At 68.5% G+C, this 17,626-nt stretch carries 17 protein-coding genes; 14 read left to right on the top strand and 3 right to left on the bottom strand.

Going from position 1 to position 17,626, the window contains the following annotated elements; translation table 11 throughout:
- Positions 1-100 precede the first annotated feature (100 nt).
- Positions 101-436 (top strand): DUF2934 domain-containing protein, encoded by a 336-nt coding sequence (locus ASG62_RS27295; RefSeq protein ID WP_056696545.1) that lies wholly within the window; start codon positions 101-103, stop codon positions 434-436.
- 21 nt (positions 437-457) lie between these two features.
- On the opposite strand, the gene ASG62_RS20135 is transcribed toward ASG62_RS27295, so the two are convergent.
- A complete protein-coding gene (locus ASG62_RS20135; protein ID WP_056696547.1) occupies positions 458-1,813 on the bottom strand; it encodes an FAD-binding oxidoreductase in 1,356 nt (451 codons plus the stop codon).
- Between the two features lie 272 nt (positions 1,814-2,085).
- On the opposite strand from ASG62_RS20135, the gene ASG62_RS20130 reads away from it, so the two are divergent.
- The 10 genes from ASG62_RS20130 to ASG62_RS20085 all read left to right on the top strand — a co-directional run bounded on the left by ASG62_RS20130 (position 2,086) and on the right by ASG62_RS20085 (position 11,267).
- The gene (locus ASG62_RS20130; RefSeq protein WP_056696549.1) at positions 2,086-4,008 is read left to right on the top strand and encodes a methyl-accepting chemotaxis protein; all 1,923 of its coding nucleotides are present in this window, start codon (positions 2,086-2,088) and stop codon (positions 4,006-4,008) included.
- A complete protein-coding gene (locus tag ASG62_RS20125) occupies positions 4,009-4,329 on the top strand; it encodes an STAS domain-containing protein (RefSeq protein ID WP_056696550.1) in 321 nt (106 codons plus the stop codon).
- Positions 4,326-4,694 (top strand): response regulator, encoded by a 369-nt coding sequence (locus ASG62_RS20120; protein ID WP_056696552.1) that lies wholly within the window; start codon positions 4,326-4,328, stop codon positions 4,692-4,694. The genes ASG62_RS20125 and ASG62_RS20120 overlap by 4 nt, the downstream gene beginning before the upstream one ends.
- Positions 4,695-4,869: 175 nt before the next feature.
- Entirely contained in the window at positions 4,870-7,152 is a 2,283-nt protein-coding gene (locus ASG62_RS20115; RefSeq protein WP_056696554.1) for a chemotaxis protein CheA, read from the top strand.
- A 5-nt stretch (positions 7,153-7,157) separates the two neighbouring features.
- Complete coding sequence (locus tag ASG62_RS20110; protein WP_056508398.1) at positions 7,158-7,622, top strand: chemotaxis protein CheW; 465 nt, start codon at positions 7,158-7,160, stop codon at positions 7,620-7,622.
- 68 nt (positions 7,623-7,690) lie between these two features.
- A complete protein-coding gene (locus ASG62_RS20105) occupies positions 7,691-8,575 on the top strand; it encodes a CheR family methyltransferase (RefSeq protein WP_056696555.1) in 885 nt (294 codons plus the stop codon).
- A complete protein-coding gene (locus ASG62_RS20100; protein WP_056696557.1) occupies positions 8,572-9,603 on the top strand; it encodes a protein-glutamate methylesterase/protein-glutamine glutaminase in 1,032 nt (343 codons plus the stop codon). Before ASG62_RS20105 ends, ASG62_RS20100 begins: the two co-directional genes overlap by 4 nt.
- A gap of 334 nt (positions 9,604-9,937) precedes the next feature.
- On the top strand, positions 9,938-10,327 hold the full coding sequence (locus tag ASG62_RS20095; protein WP_057180565.1) for a response regulator: 390 nt from the start codon (positions 9,938-9,940) through the stop codon (positions 10,325-10,327).
- Positions 10,327-10,866 carry a chemotaxis protein CheD gene (locus ASG62_RS20090; protein WP_056696559.1) on the top strand — a complete coding sequence of 180 codons (540 nt, stop codon included), beginning with the start codon at positions 10,327-10,329 and terminating at the stop codon, positions 10,864-10,866. The genes ASG62_RS20095 and ASG62_RS20090 overlap by 1 nt, the downstream gene beginning before the upstream one ends.
- A 35-nt stretch (positions 10,867-10,901) precedes the next feature.
- Complete coding sequence (locus ASG62_RS20085; protein WP_056696561.1) at positions 10,902-11,267, top strand: hypothetical protein; 366 nt, start codon at positions 10,902-10,904, stop codon at positions 11,265-11,267.
- Between the two features lie 184 nt (positions 11,268-11,451).
- Here the strand turns inward: ASG62_RS20085 and ASG62_RS27060 are convergent, their stop codons facing one another.
- Positions 11,452-11,811, bottom strand: coding sequence for a response regulator (locus tag ASG62_RS27060; RefSeq protein ID WP_056696562.1), 360 nt, complete (start codon positions 11,809-11,811; stop codon positions 11,452-11,454).
- Positions 11,812-12,231: 420 nt separating this feature from the next.
- Between ASG62_RS27060 and ASG62_RS20075 the strand changes: the two genes are divergently transcribed.
- From ASG62_RS20075 to argB, 3 genes are read left to right on the top strand one after another with little or no spacing between them, the layout of a single operon-like run.
- Positions 12,232-14,148 (top strand): propionyl-CoA synthetase, encoded by a 1,917-nt coding sequence (locus tag ASG62_RS20075; RefSeq protein ID WP_056696564.1) that lies wholly within the window; start codon positions 12,232-12,234, stop codon positions 14,146-14,148.
- Positions 14,149-14,206: 58 nt separating this feature from the next.
- Positions 14,207-15,439, top strand: a complete 1,233-nt coding sequence (locus ASG62_RS20070) for a winged helix-turn-helix domain-containing protein (protein ID WP_056696566.1) — start codon at positions 14,207-14,209, stop codon at positions 15,437-15,439.
- Positions 15,440-15,495: 56 nt separating this feature from the next.
- A complete protein-coding gene (argB, locus tag ASG62_RS20065; protein WP_056696568.1) occupies positions 15,496-16,389 on the top strand; it encodes an acetylglutamate kinase in 894 nt (297 codons plus the stop codon).
- 56 nt (positions 16,390-16,445) lie between these two features.
- Here argB and ASG62_RS20060 read toward each other — a convergent pair whose 3' ends face one another.
- Entirely contained in the window at positions 16,446-17,483 is a 1,038-nt protein-coding gene (locus ASG62_RS20060) for an alpha/beta hydrolase family protein (protein ID WP_056696570.1), read from the bottom strand.
- Positions 17,484-17,626 lie beyond the last annotated feature (143 nt).

The following is a 17,626-nucleotide window of genomic DNA, read 5'->3' as shown; positions in this document are numbered from 1 at the left end:
CCGAGCGCCCGCTCGGCGGCGGCGCCCTCTTCGGTCGGGATGGGCGGCGTCTGGAACCCTGCGGCGAAGCCGGCCATTGTGAAGGCGAAGGGAGACGACCATGGACGACGACGAGAGAATCCGCCGCAAGGCCCACGAACTCTGGGAGCACGAGGGCCGGCCGGAGGGGCGTTCGGCCACTCACTGGGCCTCCGCGCGCGAGATCGTGGCGCTGGAGGACAGTTTCGGCTCCACGCTGAAACCGGTGGAGGAGACCCTCGAAGAGGTGGCCGAGCCCGAATTCATGGCGGAGAACCAAGGCGACGTGCCCGGCCTCACCGATGTCGGCGAGGATTCCGGCGGACCCAGCCGCGACCGCGAGAAGAGCGTCGCCGACCAGCTGCCGCTGGCGGTGGACAAGAAGAAGCCGGCCCGCAAGGGCAAGTCCAAGGGCTGACGCGAGACGATCCTTGCGGCGTCAGGCCTCGCGCAGGCGCAGGCGCCGCGAGAGGTCGGACGCGAAGACGCCCTTCGGATCGACCGCCTCGACGATCTCGCGAAATCGCGGATGCCCGGGATACATGCGGCGGAAACCCTGCGGCGAGAGGCAGGCGTCCTTGGCCAGATAGATGCGGCCGCCATGGTCGAGCGTCAGGCGCTCCAGCCGGCGCATGAGATCGGGCGTGCCGCGCCGGGCGGGAAAGTCGAGAGCGAGGGTGAAGCCCCGCAAGGGGAAGGAGAGGAGCCCCCGCCCCTCTCCGCCGAGCGTCTTCAGGACCGCCAGGAACGAGCCGGACCCATCCGCCGCGATGGCCTCCAGGAGCTTCGGAATGCCGATGTCCGACGCCTCCTCCGGCAGGACGCACTGGAACTGGTAGAAGCCGCGCCGGCCGTACATCCGATTCCAGTCGAGCAGCGCGTCGAGCGGATAGAGAAAGCTCGTCAGCGGCGTCAGGCGCTCGCGCCCGGCCGATGGCACGCGGCGATAGTAGAGTTCGTTGAAGAGGCCGATGCTCAGGTGATTGAGCGCGATGGCCGGCAGATCGACCGGCAGCCGCCGCGCCTTCGAGGTCGCCGGCGCGCGAAGGCCCGACGGCGCGGTCTCCGCCGTCTGCAGAATGCCGCGCCCGAGATGCCGGCCCCGCGCGACCGCGTCGATCCAGGCGACGGTGTAGGTCGCGCGCTCGCGCCCTTCGCGGAGGCCCGCCATCAAAGCGGAGATGTCGCCCGCCCTGTCCTCGCGCATCACGACGTCGCTCGACGCCACCCGCTTCAGCCGGATCGCGGCCTCCACGATGATGCCGGTCAGGCCGAGGCCGCCGATCGTGGCGCGGAAGAGATCGGGCTCCTCGCTCGGCGAGATGCGGGCGATGCGTCCGCCCGGCAGCGCGAGGGACATCCACTCGACATGATCGCCGAAGCTTCCCGCCCGGTCGTGGTTCTTGCCGTGGACGTCGTTGGCGATGGCGCCTGCGACGGTTGCGAAGGCGGTGCCCGGCGAGACCGGCATGGCCCAGCCGTCGGCGAGATGGGTTTCGATCACCTGGCGAAACGTGACGCCGGGACCGCAGACGAGAAGGCCGTCGGACCCGAGCGGCGCCATCGCGTCGAGCCCGGCGGAAAGGAGCGTTTCGCCGCCGTCGTTCAGCGCGACGTCGCCGTAGCTGCGGCCCGCGCCGAAGGCGATGAGGCCGCGCGCGCCCGCCTCCGCCGCAAGGCGCGCCGCGACGGCCTCGGCCCCTTGCGGCTCGAAGACCGCCGTCGTCGCGTGCGCGGTCCGTCCCCATCCGGTCAGACGTCGGGAGGCCGGGTGGCCGGACGAGGAAATCGACATGGAAAACAGTCTCCGTTCGCGCCGCGCACCTTATGAACAAGTCATCAATAAATTCTTGGGAAAGACCGAACCAAGACTGCGGCGGCGTCTCGAAGGGGCAGGCCTGCAATGCTTTGGCGATCTTGGGACTTTGAGTAACCAAGGTTTAGGAGTTCGGCTCTACGTTGAGTTCTCGCAGACCCAACGAAACGGACGCACCACAACGTTGCCCCGACGGGCATCCGAATGTCGGCGCACGCAGACGGGCCTCATCCTCTTCTCAAAGAAACGTCATGCGCTTCTCCGACCTTCGCATCCGACAGAAGATCGCTCTTGCCTTCGCCGCCATCGTGCTCGGCGCAGCCATGATGGGCCTCGTCGTGCGCGGTTACATGGACCGTATCGAGACGGCGCAGCAGGCAACCGCGCTGCACAACGCGGTCATCACCGCGACGATCGAGGCGCGCGCCGCGATGTCGCGGCAGGAGAATTCGCTCCGCGGCTTCCTCATCACCCGCGACGACTACTATTCCGGCCGCGTGAAGCGCCATGCCGACAGCTTCGCCAAGCAGATCGAGACGATCCGCGGGATCGGCAGCATCATGGGCGATCTCAGCGCCAAGCTGGATCTCATCACGAAGAACAGCGCGGCCTGGCAGAGCGAGATCGCGGCGAAGGCCATGATGCTCGCCCGCTCGCCGGAAACGCTCGGCGAGGCGTCCGCGCTCATCACCTCGGACGCCGCCTCCGCGCTGATCGATCCGATCGAGGAGACGCTGGACGGCTGGCGCGACGCGGAGACGACGGCCATCGCCGAGAACGTCGCGGCCCAGGACGCCGCCTTCTCGCAAGCCAGCTGGACCTTCGTCGGCGGAACGGTCGCGCTTCTTCTCCTTTCCATCGGGCTCGCCATCCTCCTGACGCGCACCCTCGCCCGGCCGATCTCCGGCCTCTGCGACGGCATGGAGAAGCTCGCCCGAGGCGATGCGTCGATCGCCGTCGCCGGGCTCGGCCGCAAGGACGAGATCGGCCAGATGGCCGCCGCGCTCGACCGGCTGAAGGCGGTGTCGCGCGAGCATCAGGTTCTCGAGGCGGACGCGCTTGCCTCCGGCCGCGCCGAAAAGGAGCGCCAGGCAAGCGACGCGGCCATGAGCGAGGGCTATGCGGTCGCCCATGCCTTCTTCATGCAGGAGGTCGGGGAAGGTTTCGCCAAGCTCTCGGACGGCGATCTCGGCGCGCGGCTGAACAAGCCCTTCTCCTCCGACTACGAGGCGATGCGCGAGCTCTTCAACACGAGCGTCGCCAAGCTCGAGGATGCGTTCGGGGCCGTCGTGCAGTCGGTCGGCGCGATCCGCACCGGCCTCGGCGAGATCACCGTCGCCTCGAACGATCTGTCGCAGCGCACCGAGCAGCAGGCCGCGAGCCTGGAAGAGACCGTCGCGGCCCTTTCCGACGTGACGCGCGGCATCGGCGAGACCGCGGACGGGGCGAACCGCGCCCAGGCCGCCGCCGCCCAGGCGCAGAGCGACGCGCTGAAGGGCAACGAGATCGTCGGCCGCGCCGTCGCGGCGATGAGCGCCATCGAAGAATCGTCCGAGAAGATCGGCCGGATCATCGGCGTCATCGACGAGATCGCCTTCCAGACGAACCTCCTCGCGCTCAACGCCGGCGTCGAGGCGGCCAGGGCCGGCGAGGCGGGACGCGGTTTCGCCGTGGTCGCCCAGGAAGTGCGCGGCCTCGCCCAGCGCTCGGCCGACGCCGCCAAGGAGATCAAGACGCTGATCGCCGCCTCCACGGCGCAGGTCGCGGACGGCGTCGAACTCGTCACCGCATCCGGCCACTCGCTGGACGAGATCGTCGAGCAGGTCGGCAAGATGAGCCAGGTCGTCTCCGACATCGCCCAGAGCGCGAGAGCCCAGGCGCTGAGCCTCAAGGAAGTCTCCGCCGCCGCCGACAACATGGACAAGGTCACGCAGCAGAACGCCGCGATGGTCGAGGAAACGACCGCGGCGGCCCAGCATCTGGCCAGCGAGACCGAAGCCCTTGCCGCGCTGACCGACGGCTTCCGCGTCCGCGCGGCCGCCCCGGCCGCCGTCCGGCCCATCCGCCGCCCCGCTCCCGCTCCGTCCAAACCCGTGGCGCAGATGCGCGCGGTCGGCCGCAGCGGTGCCGCTCCCGCCCCCACCAGCAACGCCGATGATTGGGAAGAGTTCTAAATGCGCAAGCCAAAGACGGCCGCCAAGCCGGCCCCCATAGCCGGGGCGACCCTCGAACTCCCCCGCCACCTCGACTACCCCGCAGCGGCCCCGCTCCACGAGAGCCTGATGGCCGCCCGCGGCGCCCCGATCGTACTCGACGCCTCCAGCGTCGAGCGCATCGGCGGCCAGTGCCTGCAGGTCCTTCTGTCCGCGGTCGTGACCTGGAAGAGCGACATGACGGCGCTCGAAATCGCAAAGCCCAGCCAAGGGTTCCAAGACGGATTGCAGCTTCTCGGGCTGACCGTCGACAGCCTGATCGACAAGGAGATCACTCGATGAGCAAGACCATTCTCACGGTCGACGACTCCCGCACCATGCGCGAAATGCTGCGCCGCGCGCTGGAGGCCTCGGGCTTCAACGTCGTTCAGGCCGAGGACGGCGTCCACGGGATCGAAGTCCTTCAGGGCATGGACTATCCCGACGTCATCATCACCGACGTCAACATGCCCCGCATGGACGGCCTGCAGTTCATCGAGGAAGTCCGCTCGGACCAGTCCTTCCGCGCCATTCCGATCCTCGTTCTCACCACCGAGAGCGACGCGGAGAAGAAGGCCCGCGCACGCCGCGCCGGCGCCACCGGCTGGATCGTGAAGCCCTTCGATCCGGTCAAGCTCGTCGACGCCATCAAGCGCGTCGCCGCCTGACGTCCCCTTCCCGCCCGCTGGCATGCGGGCGGACGCAGCTTCGGTCTCCGCGCGAACGCGTGCGGCGACCTGCGAGGCGACAAGCCTCGATCCTGCCTGATCGTCCAGAAGGACGAGTTGGGACCAGGTCCGATGAGCAAAGTCCGGCACGGCCCGGGCACCCGAGGAGACTTCTATGGACGCGATGGCGGAAATCCGGGCGACATTCTTCGAGGAATGCGTCGAGCAGCTTGCGGAGCTCGAATCCGGCCTTCTCGCCATGGAGAGCGGGGCCGCCGACTCCGATACGGTGAACGCCGTCTTCCGCGCCGTCCACTCGGTGAAGGGCGGCGCCGGCGCGTTCAACCTCAACGACCTCGTCCACTTCGCCCACATCTTCGAGACGACGCTCGACGAGGTCCGCTCGGACCGGATGGAGCCCACGCCCGAGGTTCTGCGGGTGCTCCTGCGCGCCGCCGACGTTCTGGCGGACCTCATCACCGTCGCCCGCGACGGCGGTTCGGTCGATGCGGTGCGCACCCGCACGCTCGTCGGCGAACTGAAGGAGCTCGTCGAGGGCAAGCCGCTCTCGGCGGTCGAGGTCGTGGCGGAAGCCGAGCCCGAGGCCGAAGAGGCCGAGGACGAGCCGCTATTCCCGATGTCGGAAGGCGACGGCATGGACGGGCTCGACTTCGTGCCGGTCGCCGTCGAGTTCGACGACGTTCTGGCCGATTCCAGCTCCAAGTTCCGCATCACCTTCAAGCCGCGCCCGGAAATGTACGCCAAGGCGAACGAGACCGCGCGGCTCATCCGCGAGGTCCTGGCGCTCGGCTTCGGCCGCGTCACCTGCGACACGAGCGACACGCCTCTCCTGCCTGACTGCGACCCGGAGGGCGCCTTCCTCGCCTGGACGATCGACCTGACGACCGACCGCGACGAGGCCGAGCTCCAGGAGATCTTCGAGTTCGCCTCCTACGAGGCCGAGGTCATCATCGAGCGCGTCTTCGCGACGGACGAAGAGAACGACGGCATCGATCCCGAGATCGCCGCCCTCCTCGCCCGCATGCAGGCCGCCGACGACGCGGCCGCCGAGCCCGCCAAGGTCGAGGAGAAGCCGGCGGCCAAGGCGAAGGCGGCCCCCGCTCCCGCCGCGGCTCCCGTCGCCGCCGCCGAGCCGAAGCCCGCGCCGGCGAAGGCCGCACCCGCCAAGGCCGCCCCGGCCCCCGCCGCCGCCGCGCCCGCCGCCGCCAACGGCGAAGCCACCACGCAGGCCGGCGCCACGATCCGCGTCGATCTCGAACGCGTCGACCGCCTGATCGATCTCGTGGGCGAACTCGTCATCCATCAGGTCATGCTGTCCCAGCGCGTGACGCAGGCGGGCCTCGCGCACGCCTCCGACGTCGCCGTCGGCCTCGACGAGCTGGAGCAGCTGACGCGCGAGATCCAGGACTCGGTCATGGCGATCCGCGCCCAGCCGGTGAAGTCGGTCTTCCAGCGCCTGCCGCGCCTCGTCCGCGAGGTCGCCGACGCCACGAAGAAGAGCGTCAAGCTCGTCACGGAAGGCGAAGGCACCGAGGTCGACAAGACCGTCATCGAGCGCCTGTCCGATCCGCTGACGCACATGATCCGCAACGCGATCGACCATGGCGTCGAATCGCCGGAGAAGCGTCTGGCCGCCGGCAAGCCGGAAGAGGGCACCGTGCGCGTCGCCGCCATGCACCGCTCGGGCCGCATCGTCATCGAGATCTCCGACGACGGCGCCGGCATCAACCGCCCGGTCGTTCGCGAGATCGCCATCAAGAAGGGCCTGATCCCGCCCGATGCCGCCCTCACCGACGAGGAGACGGACAACCTCATCTTCCTGCCGGGCTTCTCGACCAAGACGGAGGTCTCCGAGCTTTCGGGCCGCGGCGTCGGCATGGACGTCGTGAAGCGCTCCATCCAGGCGTTGGGCGGCCGCGTGTCGATCGCCTCCAAGCCCGGCGAAGGTTCCATGTTCACCATGAGCCTGCCGCTGACGCTCGCCGTCCTCGACGGCATGATCGTCTCGGCGGGCAGCCAGACGCTCGTCGTGCCTTTGACCGCCATCATCGAGACGCTGAAGCCCAAGCCTTCCGAGGTGCGCGGCTTCGGCTCCGACCAGCGCCTCATCGCGGTGCGCGACGCCTTCCTGCCGCTGATCGACGTCGCCCAGCAGCTCGGCTACCGGCACCAGCCGACCGACGCGATCCAGGGCGTCGCGATCCTGGTCGAGGCCGAGAACGGCAGCCGCTCCGCGCTTCTCGTCGACGGCATCCAGGGCCAGCGCCAGGTCGTCATCAAGAGCCTCGAATCGAATTACGGCCGCGTTCCCGGCGTCGCCGCCGCCACCATCATGGGCGACGGTCGCGTCGCACTGATCCTCGACGTCGACGCGGTCGCTGCGACCTCGCGATTTGAACAGAATTTCTTCGGCAACGGCCTACAGGCAGCGGAGTGACGGCCATGGCAGACTACGATCACAACGAAAAGGTCGGATTGCGCGAACTGATCGCCTTCCGGATCGGCGAGCAGGAGTTCTGCGTCGACATCATCTCGGTCCGCGAAATCCGCGGCTTCGCGGCGGCGACCCCCCTGCCCCACGCCCCGAACTTCGTCGTCGGCGTCATCAACCTGCGCGGCACGGTCCTTCCGATCGTCGACCTCGCGGCGCGCCTCGGCTTCCGCCCGACCGAGCCGACGGCTCGCTCGGTCGTCATCGTCGTGCGCGTCGACCGCCAGATGGTCGGCCTGCTCGTCGATGCGGTGTCCGACATCCTCACGGTCAGCGACGATCTTCTCCAGGCGACGCCCGACATCGCCTCGGAACTCGCCCGCACCTTCGTGCGCGGCGTGATGGCCTTCGAGGGCCGCATGATCTCGATGATCGCGGTCGACAGCGTCCTGCCGCCAAGCGAAATGGCGGCCTGACGCTCGACCTCTGCAAGGACGGACCAAGAGCCGTCCTTCCGGCACGCAACTGGAAGGCATGAACGCAAATGTCGAGGCTCGATGCAGACCGGCGCGACCCCGAGGGCAGGACGGGGTCGGGCGAGTTCCTCCTGACGGATGCGGACTTCACGATGATCGCCCGCATCCTCCACGAGGATTCGGGGATCCTGCTGGCGCCTTCCAAGAGCAACCTCGTCTACTCGCGCCTCGCCAAGCGCCTGCGGACCCTCGGGCTTTCGAGCTTCAAGGAATACTGCGCCTTCATCGCGGGCAACGAGGGCGCCAGCGAGCGCATGAGCATGCTCGCGGCGCTGACGACCAACGTCACGCACTTCTTCCGCGAGAACCATCATTTCGAGCACCTGAAGAGCGATCTCCTGCCGCCTCATCTGGCCGACGCCAAGCGCGGCGGCCGGGTGCGCATCTGGTCGGCCGGCTGCTCGAACGGGCACGAGCCCTATTCGATCGCGCTGAGCGTGCTCTCGATGATGCCGGAGGCGGCCAATCACGACGTGCGCATCCTCGCCACCGACATCGATCCGAACGTCGTCGCCTTCGGGCGGGCCGGCGTCTACGACGAGGCGACGCTGGAGGCGGTTCCCAAGCCCCTGCGCCAGCGCTGGTTCAAGCCGGTGCCGGGCGATGCCTACGAGGTGTCGGACGCGATGCGCGACCTCGTCTCCTTCCGCGAGCTGAACCTCATCGGCGACTGGCCGATGCAGGGCACGTTCCAGGCGATCTTCTGCCGCAACGTCACGATCTATTTCGACCAGCCGACGCGCGAGAAGATCTGGCACCGCTTCTGCCGGTACCTGGAGCCCGGCGGCTGGTTCTACATGGGCCATTCCGAGCGTCTGACGGGACCGGCGACCGAGTTCCTCTCCTTCGAGGGCACGACCGCCTATCGCCGCCTGGATGGCGTGGTGAAATGATCCCGGTCCGCGTTCTCGTCGTCGACGACTCGCGCACCATGCGCGCCCTCTTGAAGCACGCGATCAGCCACGATCCGCAGATCGAGGTGGTCGGCGAAGCCGCCAATCCGCTCGAAGCGCGCGACAAGATGAAGGAGCTCGACCCGGACGTCGTGACTCTCGACATCGAGATGCCGAACATGAACGGGCTCGAATTCCTCGAGAAGATCATGCGGCTCCGGCCGACGCCCGTCATCATGGTCTCGAACCTGACGCAGCCCGGCGCCTCCGCGACGCTTCAGGCGCTGGAGACGGGGGCCTTCGACTGCATCTCCAAGCCGAACGGAATGCAGGGCAACACGCTGGAGCACCTGCCCAACCTCATCAAGGAAGCGGCAAAGGCCAAGCCCCGTCTGGTCGCGGCCCGCGGCTCGGCCGAGCGGGCCGGCGGCGCACCGCGCGCCGCCGCGCCCGTCTTCGCCCAGCATGCCGACTGGCCCGACCTCGTCGCCATCGGCTCCTCGACGGGCGGCGTGGAGGCGCTGATCACCGTCCTCTCCGACTTTCCCGCCGACTGCCCGCCGACGCTGATCGTGCAGCACCTGCCCGCCACCTTCACCTCCTCCTTCACCGCGCGGCTCGACAAGATCTGCAAGGCGCATGTCGTTGAGGGGCACAATGGCGACATCCTGAAACGCGGCCACGTCTACATCGCGCCGGGCGCGCAGCACATGATGGTGACCGGCAGGGGCGGCCAGCGCATCCGGCTGACCACGGACGAGCCGGTGAACGGGCACAAGCCCTCCGTGGACGTTCTCTTCCGCTCGGTGGCCGAGCTGGTGGAGGGCCGCATGACGGGCATCATCCTGACCGGCATGGGCCGCGACGGCGCCGAGGGCCTTCTCAAGATGCGCGAGGCCGGCGCCAAGACCATGGCGCAGGACGAGGCCACCTCGCTCGTCTACGGCATGCCGCGCGTCGCCCACGAGATCGGCGCGGCGCAGAAGCGCGTGCCCCTGAAGGGCGTCGCGCGGGAGACCTTCGGCTGAGCGCAAAGCTCGGTCGATGACGGCGCGACGACGGCGTCGCCGCTTCATAAGACTATGATATTATAGACATTTACGGCTTCTCTCGCGGATCGAAAACCACGTCGCCGGCGCACTCTTCGAATGATTTTGGGACTCCGGCAAGGTTTTTCTTAACGTCGATAGGGTTGAATAACGGACGGATGCAACGAGGGGCTCGCAAGGGTGCCGGCCGTTGGCGGACGACGGATGACGGGCCGATCTCTTCTGGGGAGAGGTCTGCCTCGACCGACGGACGCGCAGCCCGGTTTCCACCCATGTCGCCGCTCGGAAGACCAGCCTTGAAGGAAAAGACGGTATGGCCAGCAAACAGATGCTCAAGGTCCTCGTCGTGGACGACCAGCGCACCAGCCGCATGCTGATTCGCGACGCCCTCGACCAGATCGGCATCAGCCAGGTGAGCTTCGCGGCGGATGGCGAGGAGGCGCTGAAGATGATGATGGCCTCCCCCGCCAACTTCATCATCTCCGACTTCAACATGCCGAAGCTGGACGGGCTGCAGCTCCTCAAAGCCATCCGCTCCTACGCGCCGACCAAGAAGACGCCCTTCGTCATTCTGACGGGGCGCGGCGACAAGGAACTGGTGCAGAAGGCGGCCGCTCTCGGCGTCAACAACTTCCTCGTCAAGCCGGTCTCCGTGCCGGTTCTCCAGAAGACGATGGAAGCCGTTCTGGGACGTTTGCAGTAATGGTCGAGCCGATCGCACGTCGCCGTCTGAACATCATCCAGGGCGAAGCCAAGTGGGGCTCGGGGGAGGACCTCGTCCTCACCACGCTCCTGGGCTCCTGCGTCGCGGCCTGCATTCGCGATCCCGTCGCCGGCATCGGCGGCATGAACCATTTTCTCCTGCCGGGCTCGGGAGACGCCAGCCATTCCTCGCGCTCCGAAAGCTACGGGCTCTATCTGATGGAGCTTCTGATCAACGGCCTGATGAAGAAGGGCGCGCGCAAGGACCGGCTGGAGGTCAAGCTCTTCGGCGGCGCGCGCACGCTGGACGGGCTGACCGACATCGGCTCCAAGAACGCCAAGTTCGCCAAGGACTTCCTCGCCATGGAAGGCATTCCCTGCCGCGGTGGAGACCTCGGCGGCGACAAGGGCCGGCGCATCGAATACTGGCCCCATACGGGACGCGCCCGTCAGATCTTCATCGAGAAGTCGGCCGGACTGCCCCCGCCGCCGCCCATCCGGGTCCGGCAGGAATCCATCGGCGATCTCGAACTCTTCTGATCCCTGCCCGACACGTTCCATCGAAAGCTCGACCCATGGCGAAAACTGCCGTCTCCGATATCCTGATGCGCATGTCCTACGAGCTTCACGCCCTGGCCGAGGCGACGGACGAGTTCCACCACCTCGCCTTCGGCGCGGACGGCACGCCGTCTCTCGCCAATGCCGATTTCGTGCGGGCGACGCAGAGCATCGACCTCACGCAGCAGATCCTCGCCAATCTGTCGGATTTCACGGCTTGCCTCGCCATGGCCTCGCCGGAGACGGTGACGATCGACGCGCACGAGGCGCTTTCGCTGATCACGCTCAGCGACCTCAAGGACCGCCTGAACGGCAATGCGCCTGAAGCCGACCTGCCGCAGGCGGTTCCGGCTGACCAGGACGGCGAACTCGAGTTCTTCTGAAGGATCGGGCCGGGACAGGCCGCCTCTGCACGGCGCTCGAGCTCGCCGGAAGCGGCCCGGATGCTCGATGCCTTCACGCCGAGCGCCAGACACCGAGCGCCAGGGCTTCGAACCCGGACGAGACATGGGATCTGCGGGCACCTGACGCGGCTTCGGCGGCGCGGCGCGCGAGCACCCTTCGAGGTCAGCCGACCGTGGCGATCACGCTCAGCACGTCGTTCTGCGAAAAGGGCTTCGGCACGAAACCGACGGGCCGGCATCGCGAGGCGGTGGCGCGCGTCTTCGGATCGAGATTGCCGCTGATGAAGAGCGAGGGAACGTCGAAGCGCTGGCGAAGGTGCATCGCCGTCTCGACGCCGTTCGTGCCGCGCGCGAGATTGACGTCCATCAGAGCCAAGTCCGGCGAGCTGCTTTCGGCGAGCGCCAGAGCCTGATGCATGTCGGCGGCGACGCCCACGACCTCATGCCCGGCATCCACCAGCATGTCTTCCAGATCCATCGCCAGGATCAGCTCGTCTTCGACGATGAGAACGCGCAAGCTCATGCGGCACACGGATCTATCGGAACCCGGACGCGCGGCATGCCGACCATCGAACCGCCGTCTCGGCCGAGCATGGCCATTCGAGCCGCGGTCAGCGGGATCTGAATTGTCCTGTGTGTCACGGTCGATACCAACTCCAACACCCCTCGATCCTCCCACCCGCCGACCCCATCGACGGACGACCCGCCCAAGGACGGCAGGTCTTGCGCGATGCGGCGCGCAGAGAGTCTCACGGGGCGAACGTGTCATATCTGGAAACGTTCCCAAGTTTCGTGCGCAAGCTTGGAACCGTTGCAGGAATATCTCACATGCGATGGACGCGGCGGCGAAAGGCTGCCGTTTCCCTCGGCGCTCTCCTCCCTTAAGACTGTCGGCGGGGCCGGCGCTGCCGGTTTGGAGCAGAACCACCGGGGGGGATCGGGGATGACCAGCCGCTACCATGAGGTCGTCGCCGAATGGCGGGACGATCCCGAAGGGTTCTGGATGCGCCAGACCGAGGCGATCGACTGGTTCGAGGCGCCGCGCACCGCCTTCGATGCGTCGAGCGGCGTCTATGGCCGCTGGTTTCCGGACGGGGTCTGCAACACCTGCCACAACGCGCTCGACCGCCATGTCGCGGCCGGGCGTGGCGATCAGGCGGCGATCATTCACGATTCACCCATCACCGGCGAAGTGCGCCGCATCACCTATGCCGAGCTTCTGGCCGAGGTGACGGCCCTTTCGGCCACGCTGCAGGATCTCGGCGTCGCCAAGGGCGACCGCGTCGTCATCTACATGCCGATGGTGCCCGAAACGGTCGCGGCCATGCTCGCCTGCGCCCGGCTCGGAGCGATCCATTCGGTCGTGTTCGGCGGCTTCGCCGCGCGCGAGCTTGCAACCCGCATCGACGACGCGCAGCCCAAAGCCGTGCTGACCGCCTCCTGCGGCATCGAGCCCGGCCGCATCGTCGCCTACAAGCCGCTGCTCGACCGCGCGATCGAGCTCAGCCTCCACAAGCCCGGCGCGGTGCTCCTCCTCCAGCGGCCGCAGCTGGCGGCGGACATGGTGGAGGGCCGCGACCACGATTGGGACGCGGCCCGCACCAAGGCCCTGGCCGAGATCGAGGGCGGCCGCACCGTGCCTTGCGTCCCGCTGAAGGCGACCGATCCGCTCTACATCCTCTACACGTCGGGCACGACGGGGCAGCCCAAGGGCGTGGTGCGCGACCAGGGCGGCCACATGGTGGCGCTGCACTGGTCGATGGAGGCGATCTTCGGCGCCCGCGCCGGCGAGGTCTTCTGGGCGGCCTCCGATGTCGGCTGGGTCGTCGGCCATTCCTACATCGCCTATGGCCCGCTTCTCAAAGGCTGCACGAGCGTTCTCTTCGAGGGCAAGCCCGTCGGCACGCCCGATGCCGGCACGTTCTGGCGCGTCATCGCCGAGCACGGCGTCGTCGCGCTCTTCACGGCGCCGACGGCCGCCCGCGCGATCCGGCGCGAGGACCCGGAGGGACGCCTGCCCGCGACCTACGATCTGTCGCGCTTCCGCACGCTGTTCCTGGCGGGCGAACGGGCGGACACCGAGACGATCCGCTGGGCGGAGGCGGCGCTGAACGTGCCCGTCATCGATCATTGGTGGCAGACCGAGACGGGCTGGCCGATCGCCGCGAACCCGGCCGGCCTCGGCCTTCTGCCGACCAAGTACGGCAGTCCCGGCGTGCCCATGCCCGGCTACGACATGGCGATCCTCGATCCCGACGGCGAGCCCCTGCCGCCCGAGACCATGGGCGCGATCGCGATCCGCCTGCCGCTGCCGCCCGGCGCGCTTCCCACGCTCTGGAACGCCGACGAGCGCTTTCGCTCCGGCTATCTCTCGGCCTTTCCCGGCTACTACTCGACCTCCGATGCCGGCCTCATCGATGCCGACGGCTACATCGTCGTGATGGGGCGCACCGACGACGTGATCAACGTCGCGGGCCATCGCCTCTCCACCGGCGAGATGGAGGAGGCCGTCTCCGGCCACCCCGCCGTCGCCGAATGCGCGGTCGTCGGCATGCGCGACGAGATGAAGGGCGAACTGCCCTGCGGCTTCGTCGTCCTGAAGACGTCGAAGGGCGAGGCCTATTCCGGCGTCGAGGCCGAACTGGTGGAACGGGTGCGCGAGCGCATCGGCCCGGTCGCGGCCTTCCGGCGCGTCGTCCTCGTCGACCGCCTGCCGAAGACCCGCTCGGGCAAGATCCTGCGCGCGACCCTGAAGAAAATCATCGACCGCGACGCCTACGACACGCCCGCTACGATCGAGGACCCTGCCGCGCTCGCCGAGGTGGAAAGCGCGGTCGAGCGGCAGCGGCGGGAGCCATGAGAGAAGGACCGGCAGGCTCCATGCCCGGCCTTGCCCCCTACCCGGTATCAGGCTCGTCATGGTGAAGCGCGAGGGACTGTCGCTGGCGAGTGCCCGGCGCATCGCGCTGGCCGCGCAGGGGTTCGGGGAGGCGCGGCCGGCGGAGGTGCTGGACTGGCGGCGGATGGGGCGCGTGGTGCAGCGGCTGCACCTTCTCCAGATCGACAGCGTCTCGGTCTCGGCGCGGGCGCATTACATGCCGCTCTTCTCGCGGCTCGGCGCCTATCCGCGCGCGACGCTGGAAGGCGCCGCCTGGGGCCGGCCGCGGAGGCTCTTCGAATATTGGGCGCACGAGGCCTCGCTCCTGCCGCTGGAGCTTCAGCCGCTCCTGCGCTGGCGCATGGAGCGGGCCGCCGCGGGCCTCGGCATCTATGGCGGGCTGGCAAGATTCGCGAAGGACCGGCGCGAGGCCGTCGAGGCCGTCTTCCGGCGCATCGAGACGGAAGGGGCGCTGGCGACCTCCCAGATGGAGGGTCCGAAAGGACGGGGCGGCTGGTGGGGCTGGAGCGACACCAAGCAGGCGCTCGAATATCTCTTCTGGGCCGGCCGCATCACCACCGCCACGCGGCGCGGCTTCCAGCGCGTCTACGACCTGCCCGAGCGCGTCTTGCCCGCCGCCGTCCACGGCGCGCCGACGCCGAGTCTGGAGGATGCGCAGCGCGAGCTCCTGATGCGCTCGGCCCAGGCCCTCGGCATCGCGACGTCCGGCGACCTTCGCGACTATTTCCGCCTCTCGCCGGAGGACGTGCGCCCGCGCCTCGCCGAACTCGTGGAGGCCGGGGCGCTTCTGCCGGTCGCCGTCGAGGGCTGGTCGCAGCCGGCCTATCTGCACCCGGCCGCGCGCGTGCCGAGGCGCATTACGGCGACCGCCCTTCTCTCGCCCTTCGACCCCCTCGTCTTCGAGCGCGACCGGACCGAGCGGCTTTTCGGGTTCCGCTATCGGATCGAGATCTACACGCCGGCGGAGAAGCGGGTGCACGGCTACTACGTCCTGCCCTTCCTCCTCGGCGAGCGGCTGGTGGCGCGCGTCGATCTCAAAGCCGACCGGGCGGCGGGCACGCTCCGCGTCCTCTCCGCCCATGCCGAGCCCCACGCGCCGGCCGAGACCGCCGAGGCGCTGATGGCGGAGCTTGTCGTGATGGCGGGCTGGCTCGGCCTTGCCGAGGTGACGGTCGTCCCGGCCGGGGACCTCGGCCCGGCGCTCGCGGCCTTACGATGTCATGGTCCCGTCATGGACGCTTCCGGCGAATAGCGCTATGAGCGCGCCCGACCAAACGCCACGCTCCTCCCCCCGCGAAAGGACCATCCATGCCGACGAATGCCGAGAACGGGGAAGCGCAGGCGGAACTCCTGGCGCAGGCCCTGCCCTTCATGCAGGCCTACGAGCACAAGACCGTGGTCGTGAAATACGGCGGGCACGCCATGGGCGACGCCGATCTCGGCAAGGCCTTCGCGCGCGACATCGCGCTGCTCAAGCAGTCCGGCATCAATCCGATCGTCGTGCATGGCGGCGGCCCGCAGATCGGCTCCATGCTGAAGCGCATGGGCATCGAATCGCGCTTCGAGAACGGGCTGCGCGTCACCGACCAGAAGACGGTCGAGATCGTCGAGATGGTCCTGGCCGGCTCGATCAACAAGGAGATCGTCGCCCTCATCAATGCCGAGGGCGAATGGGCGATCGGCCTGTGCGGCAAGGACGGCAACATGGTCTTCGCCGAGAAGGCGAAGAAGACCGTGATCGATCCCGACTCGAACATCGAGCGCGTGCTCGATCTCGGCTTCGTCGGCGAGCCCGTCGAGGTCGACCGCACGCTGCTCGATCTTCTCGCCCGCTCCGAGATGATCCCGGTCATCGCGCCCGTCGCGCCCGGCCGGGACGGCCACACCTACAACATCAATGCCGACACGTTCGCCGGCGCCATCGCCGGCGCGCTGCAGGCCGCACGGCTCCTCTTCCTCACCGACGTTCCCGGCGTCCTCGACAAGTCCGGCCAGCTCATCAAGGAGCTCTCGGTCGCGCAGGCCCACGCCCTCATCAAGGACGGCACGATCTCCGGCGGCATGATCCCGAAGGTCGAGACCTGCATCGAGGCGATCGAACGCGGCGTCGGCGGCGTCGTCATCCTCAACGGCAAGACCCGCCACGCGGTGCTCCTGGAACTCCTGACCGAGCACGGCGCGGGAACGCTGATCGTTCCCTGATCCGCTCTCGCCCCTCCCGCGACGGACGGCCGTCCGCGGGAGGGGCGCACGGACGATCAGTCGAGATCCCGGGCCAGCGCATCGCCGACAAGCCGTGCGATGTCATCGTGAATGTCGCGACGGGAGCGACCGCCGGCATCGTCGCAGAGCGGGTCGGTCTCGCCCTCGCGTCTGAGAATTTCCGCGCCATCGGCTCGGCATTCGCCCAGGAACGAGAAATGATCCGCATCGGCGATGCGATCGAGGGAGGCGCCGGGAACGAGGGGCGCCAAGCCGGAGGCCTCGACCCCGAGCCATGTCGTTCCGGCCTTGCCGAGATTGAGGAAATGAACGGGAATCGCGATGCCTTTCAAGCTGTCCGCCCGATAGGCCTGCGCGAGCGCCGGATCGACGGCGACGACCGTTCGGATGCGCGGGTCCTCGAACGACCCGCCGAACCGTTTCCCGTCGAGCCGCCGCAGATCGACGCCGCCTCTCGCATACCAGGCGCAGTCGGACATGGCGCCGCGATCGACGGAGCAGTAGTCGGCATAGGCCGCCGCATCGGCCCTGGCACCGGCGAGGGCAAGGACGCTGAAACCTCCGAGGGAGAAGCCGACCGCCCCGACCCGGCCGGGATCGACGGCGCCCGCCCAGGCCTCGTCCGCTTCCAGCCCGGTCACGACGGCCGACAGGTCCGCCGGACGCTCCCAGATCTTGACCGTCTCGGACGGCCTGGAATCGCCACCGGTGGTTCCCGGATGGTCGGGTGCCGCGACGACGAAGCCGCGCGCCGCGAGGGAACCGGCGAGCCAGCCGAGATTGGCGGCACGTCCTCCCGAACCATGCGACAGCACGATCAGCGGATGGCGGCCGGGCACGACCGGAGCGTCGGCGAAACCTTGCGTTCCGACGAAAAGCGGATTGGCGCCGATCCGACGAAGCGTCCCTCCCTCGCCGGCCGGATACCAGAGCGTCACCTGGAGCGGACGATCTCGCTCGGGCGATGCGACGGCGAGGGTCGTTGTGCCGACGGTCTCGGCGGCGGCGGCCGTCGAGGAGGCGCCCGAGGCGAGAAACGCCACGAGAAGAAGCGGCTTGAGAAAGCGGATCATGGAGGCTGGCAACCTTTTCGGCAGGAGTTTCGACCGGCCGAGCTCACCATTCGCGGACCTCGCCGCTCGACCTTCTTCCTGTTCGAGGTCGTGCCGGATCGCGATCGAGGCCGGGATCGGGGCCCCTTCGCTTCCTGGTTCCA

Origin of the sequence: Aureimonas sp. Leaf427, assembly GCF_001425485.1 — a bacterium.
Classification (GTDB): Bacteria; Pseudomonadota; Alphaproteobacteria; order Rhizobiales; family Rhizobiaceae; genus Plantimonas.
Note: the sequence above shows the minus strand (reverse complement) of the source record. Positions and strands in the feature narration are given on the sequence as shown.

What these genes read in the sequence shown, in the direction of transcription:
- ASG62_RS27295 (WP_056696545.1), top strand. Translation starts at nt 101, where the DNA reads ATGGACGACGACGAGAGAATCCGCCGCAAGGCCCACGAACTCTGGGAG.
- ASG62_RS20135 (WP_056696547.1), bottom strand. Translation starts at nt 1,813, where the DNA reads ATGTCGATTTCCTCGTCCGGCCACCCGGCCTCCCGACGTCTGACCGGA.
- ASG62_RS20130 (WP_056696549.1), top strand. Translation starts at nt 2,086, where the DNA reads ATGCGCTTCTCCGACCTTCGCATCCGACAGAAGATCGCTCTTGCCTTC.
- ASG62_RS20125 (WP_056696550.1), top strand. Translation starts at nt 4,009, where the DNA reads ATGCGCAAGCCAAAGACGGCCGCCAAGCCGGCCCCCATAGCCGGGGCG.
- ASG62_RS20120 (WP_056696552.1), top strand. Translation starts at nt 4,326, where the DNA reads ATGAGCAAGACCATTCTCACGGTCGACGACTCCCGCACCATGCGCGAA.
- ASG62_RS20115 (WP_056696554.1), top strand. Translation starts at nt 4,870, where the DNA reads ATGGACGCGATGGCGGAAATCCGGGCGACATTCTTCGAGGAATGCGTC.
- ASG62_RS20110 (WP_056508398.1), top strand. Translation starts at nt 7,158, where the DNA reads ATGGCAGACTACGATCACAACGAAAAGGTCGGATTGCGCGAACTGATC.
- ASG62_RS20105 (WP_056696555.1), top strand. Translation starts at nt 7,691, where the DNA reads ATGTCGAGGCTCGATGCAGACCGGCGCGACCCCGAGGGCAGGACGGGG.
- ASG62_RS20100 (WP_056696557.1), top strand. Translation starts at nt 8,572, where the DNA reads ATGATCCCGGTCCGCGTTCTCGTCGTCGACGACTCGCGCACCATGCGC.
- ASG62_RS20095 (WP_057180565.1), top strand. Translation starts at nt 9,938, where the DNA reads ATGGCCAGCAAACAGATGCTCAAGGTCCTCGTCGTGGACGACCAGCGC.
- ASG62_RS20090 (WP_056696559.1), top strand. Translation starts at nt 10,327, where the DNA reads ATGGTCGAGCCGATCGCACGTCGCCGTCTGAACATCATCCAGGGCGAA.
- ASG62_RS20085 (WP_056696561.1), top strand. Translation starts at nt 10,902, where the DNA reads ATGGCGAAAACTGCCGTCTCCGATATCCTGATGCGCATGTCCTACGAG.
- ASG62_RS27060 (WP_056696562.1), bottom strand. Translation starts at nt 11,811, where the DNA reads ATGAGCTTGCGCGTTCTCATCGTCGAAGACGAGCTGATCCTGGCGATG.
- ASG62_RS20075 (WP_056696564.1), top strand. Translation starts at nt 12,232, where the DNA reads ATGACCAGCCGCTACCATGAGGTCGTCGCCGAATGGCGGGACGATCCC.
- ASG62_RS20070 (WP_056696566.1), top strand. Translation starts at nt 14,207, where the DNA reads ATGGTGAAGCGCGAGGGACTGTCGCTGGCGAGTGCCCGGCGCATCGCG.
- argB (WP_056696568.1), top strand. Translation starts at nt 15,496, where the DNA reads ATGCCGACGAATGCCGAGAACGGGGAAGCGCAGGCGGAACTCCTGGCG.
- ASG62_RS20060 (WP_056696570.1), bottom strand. Translation starts at nt 17,483, where the DNA reads ATGATCCGCTTTCTCAAGCCGCTTCTTCTCGTGGCGTTTCTCGCCTCG.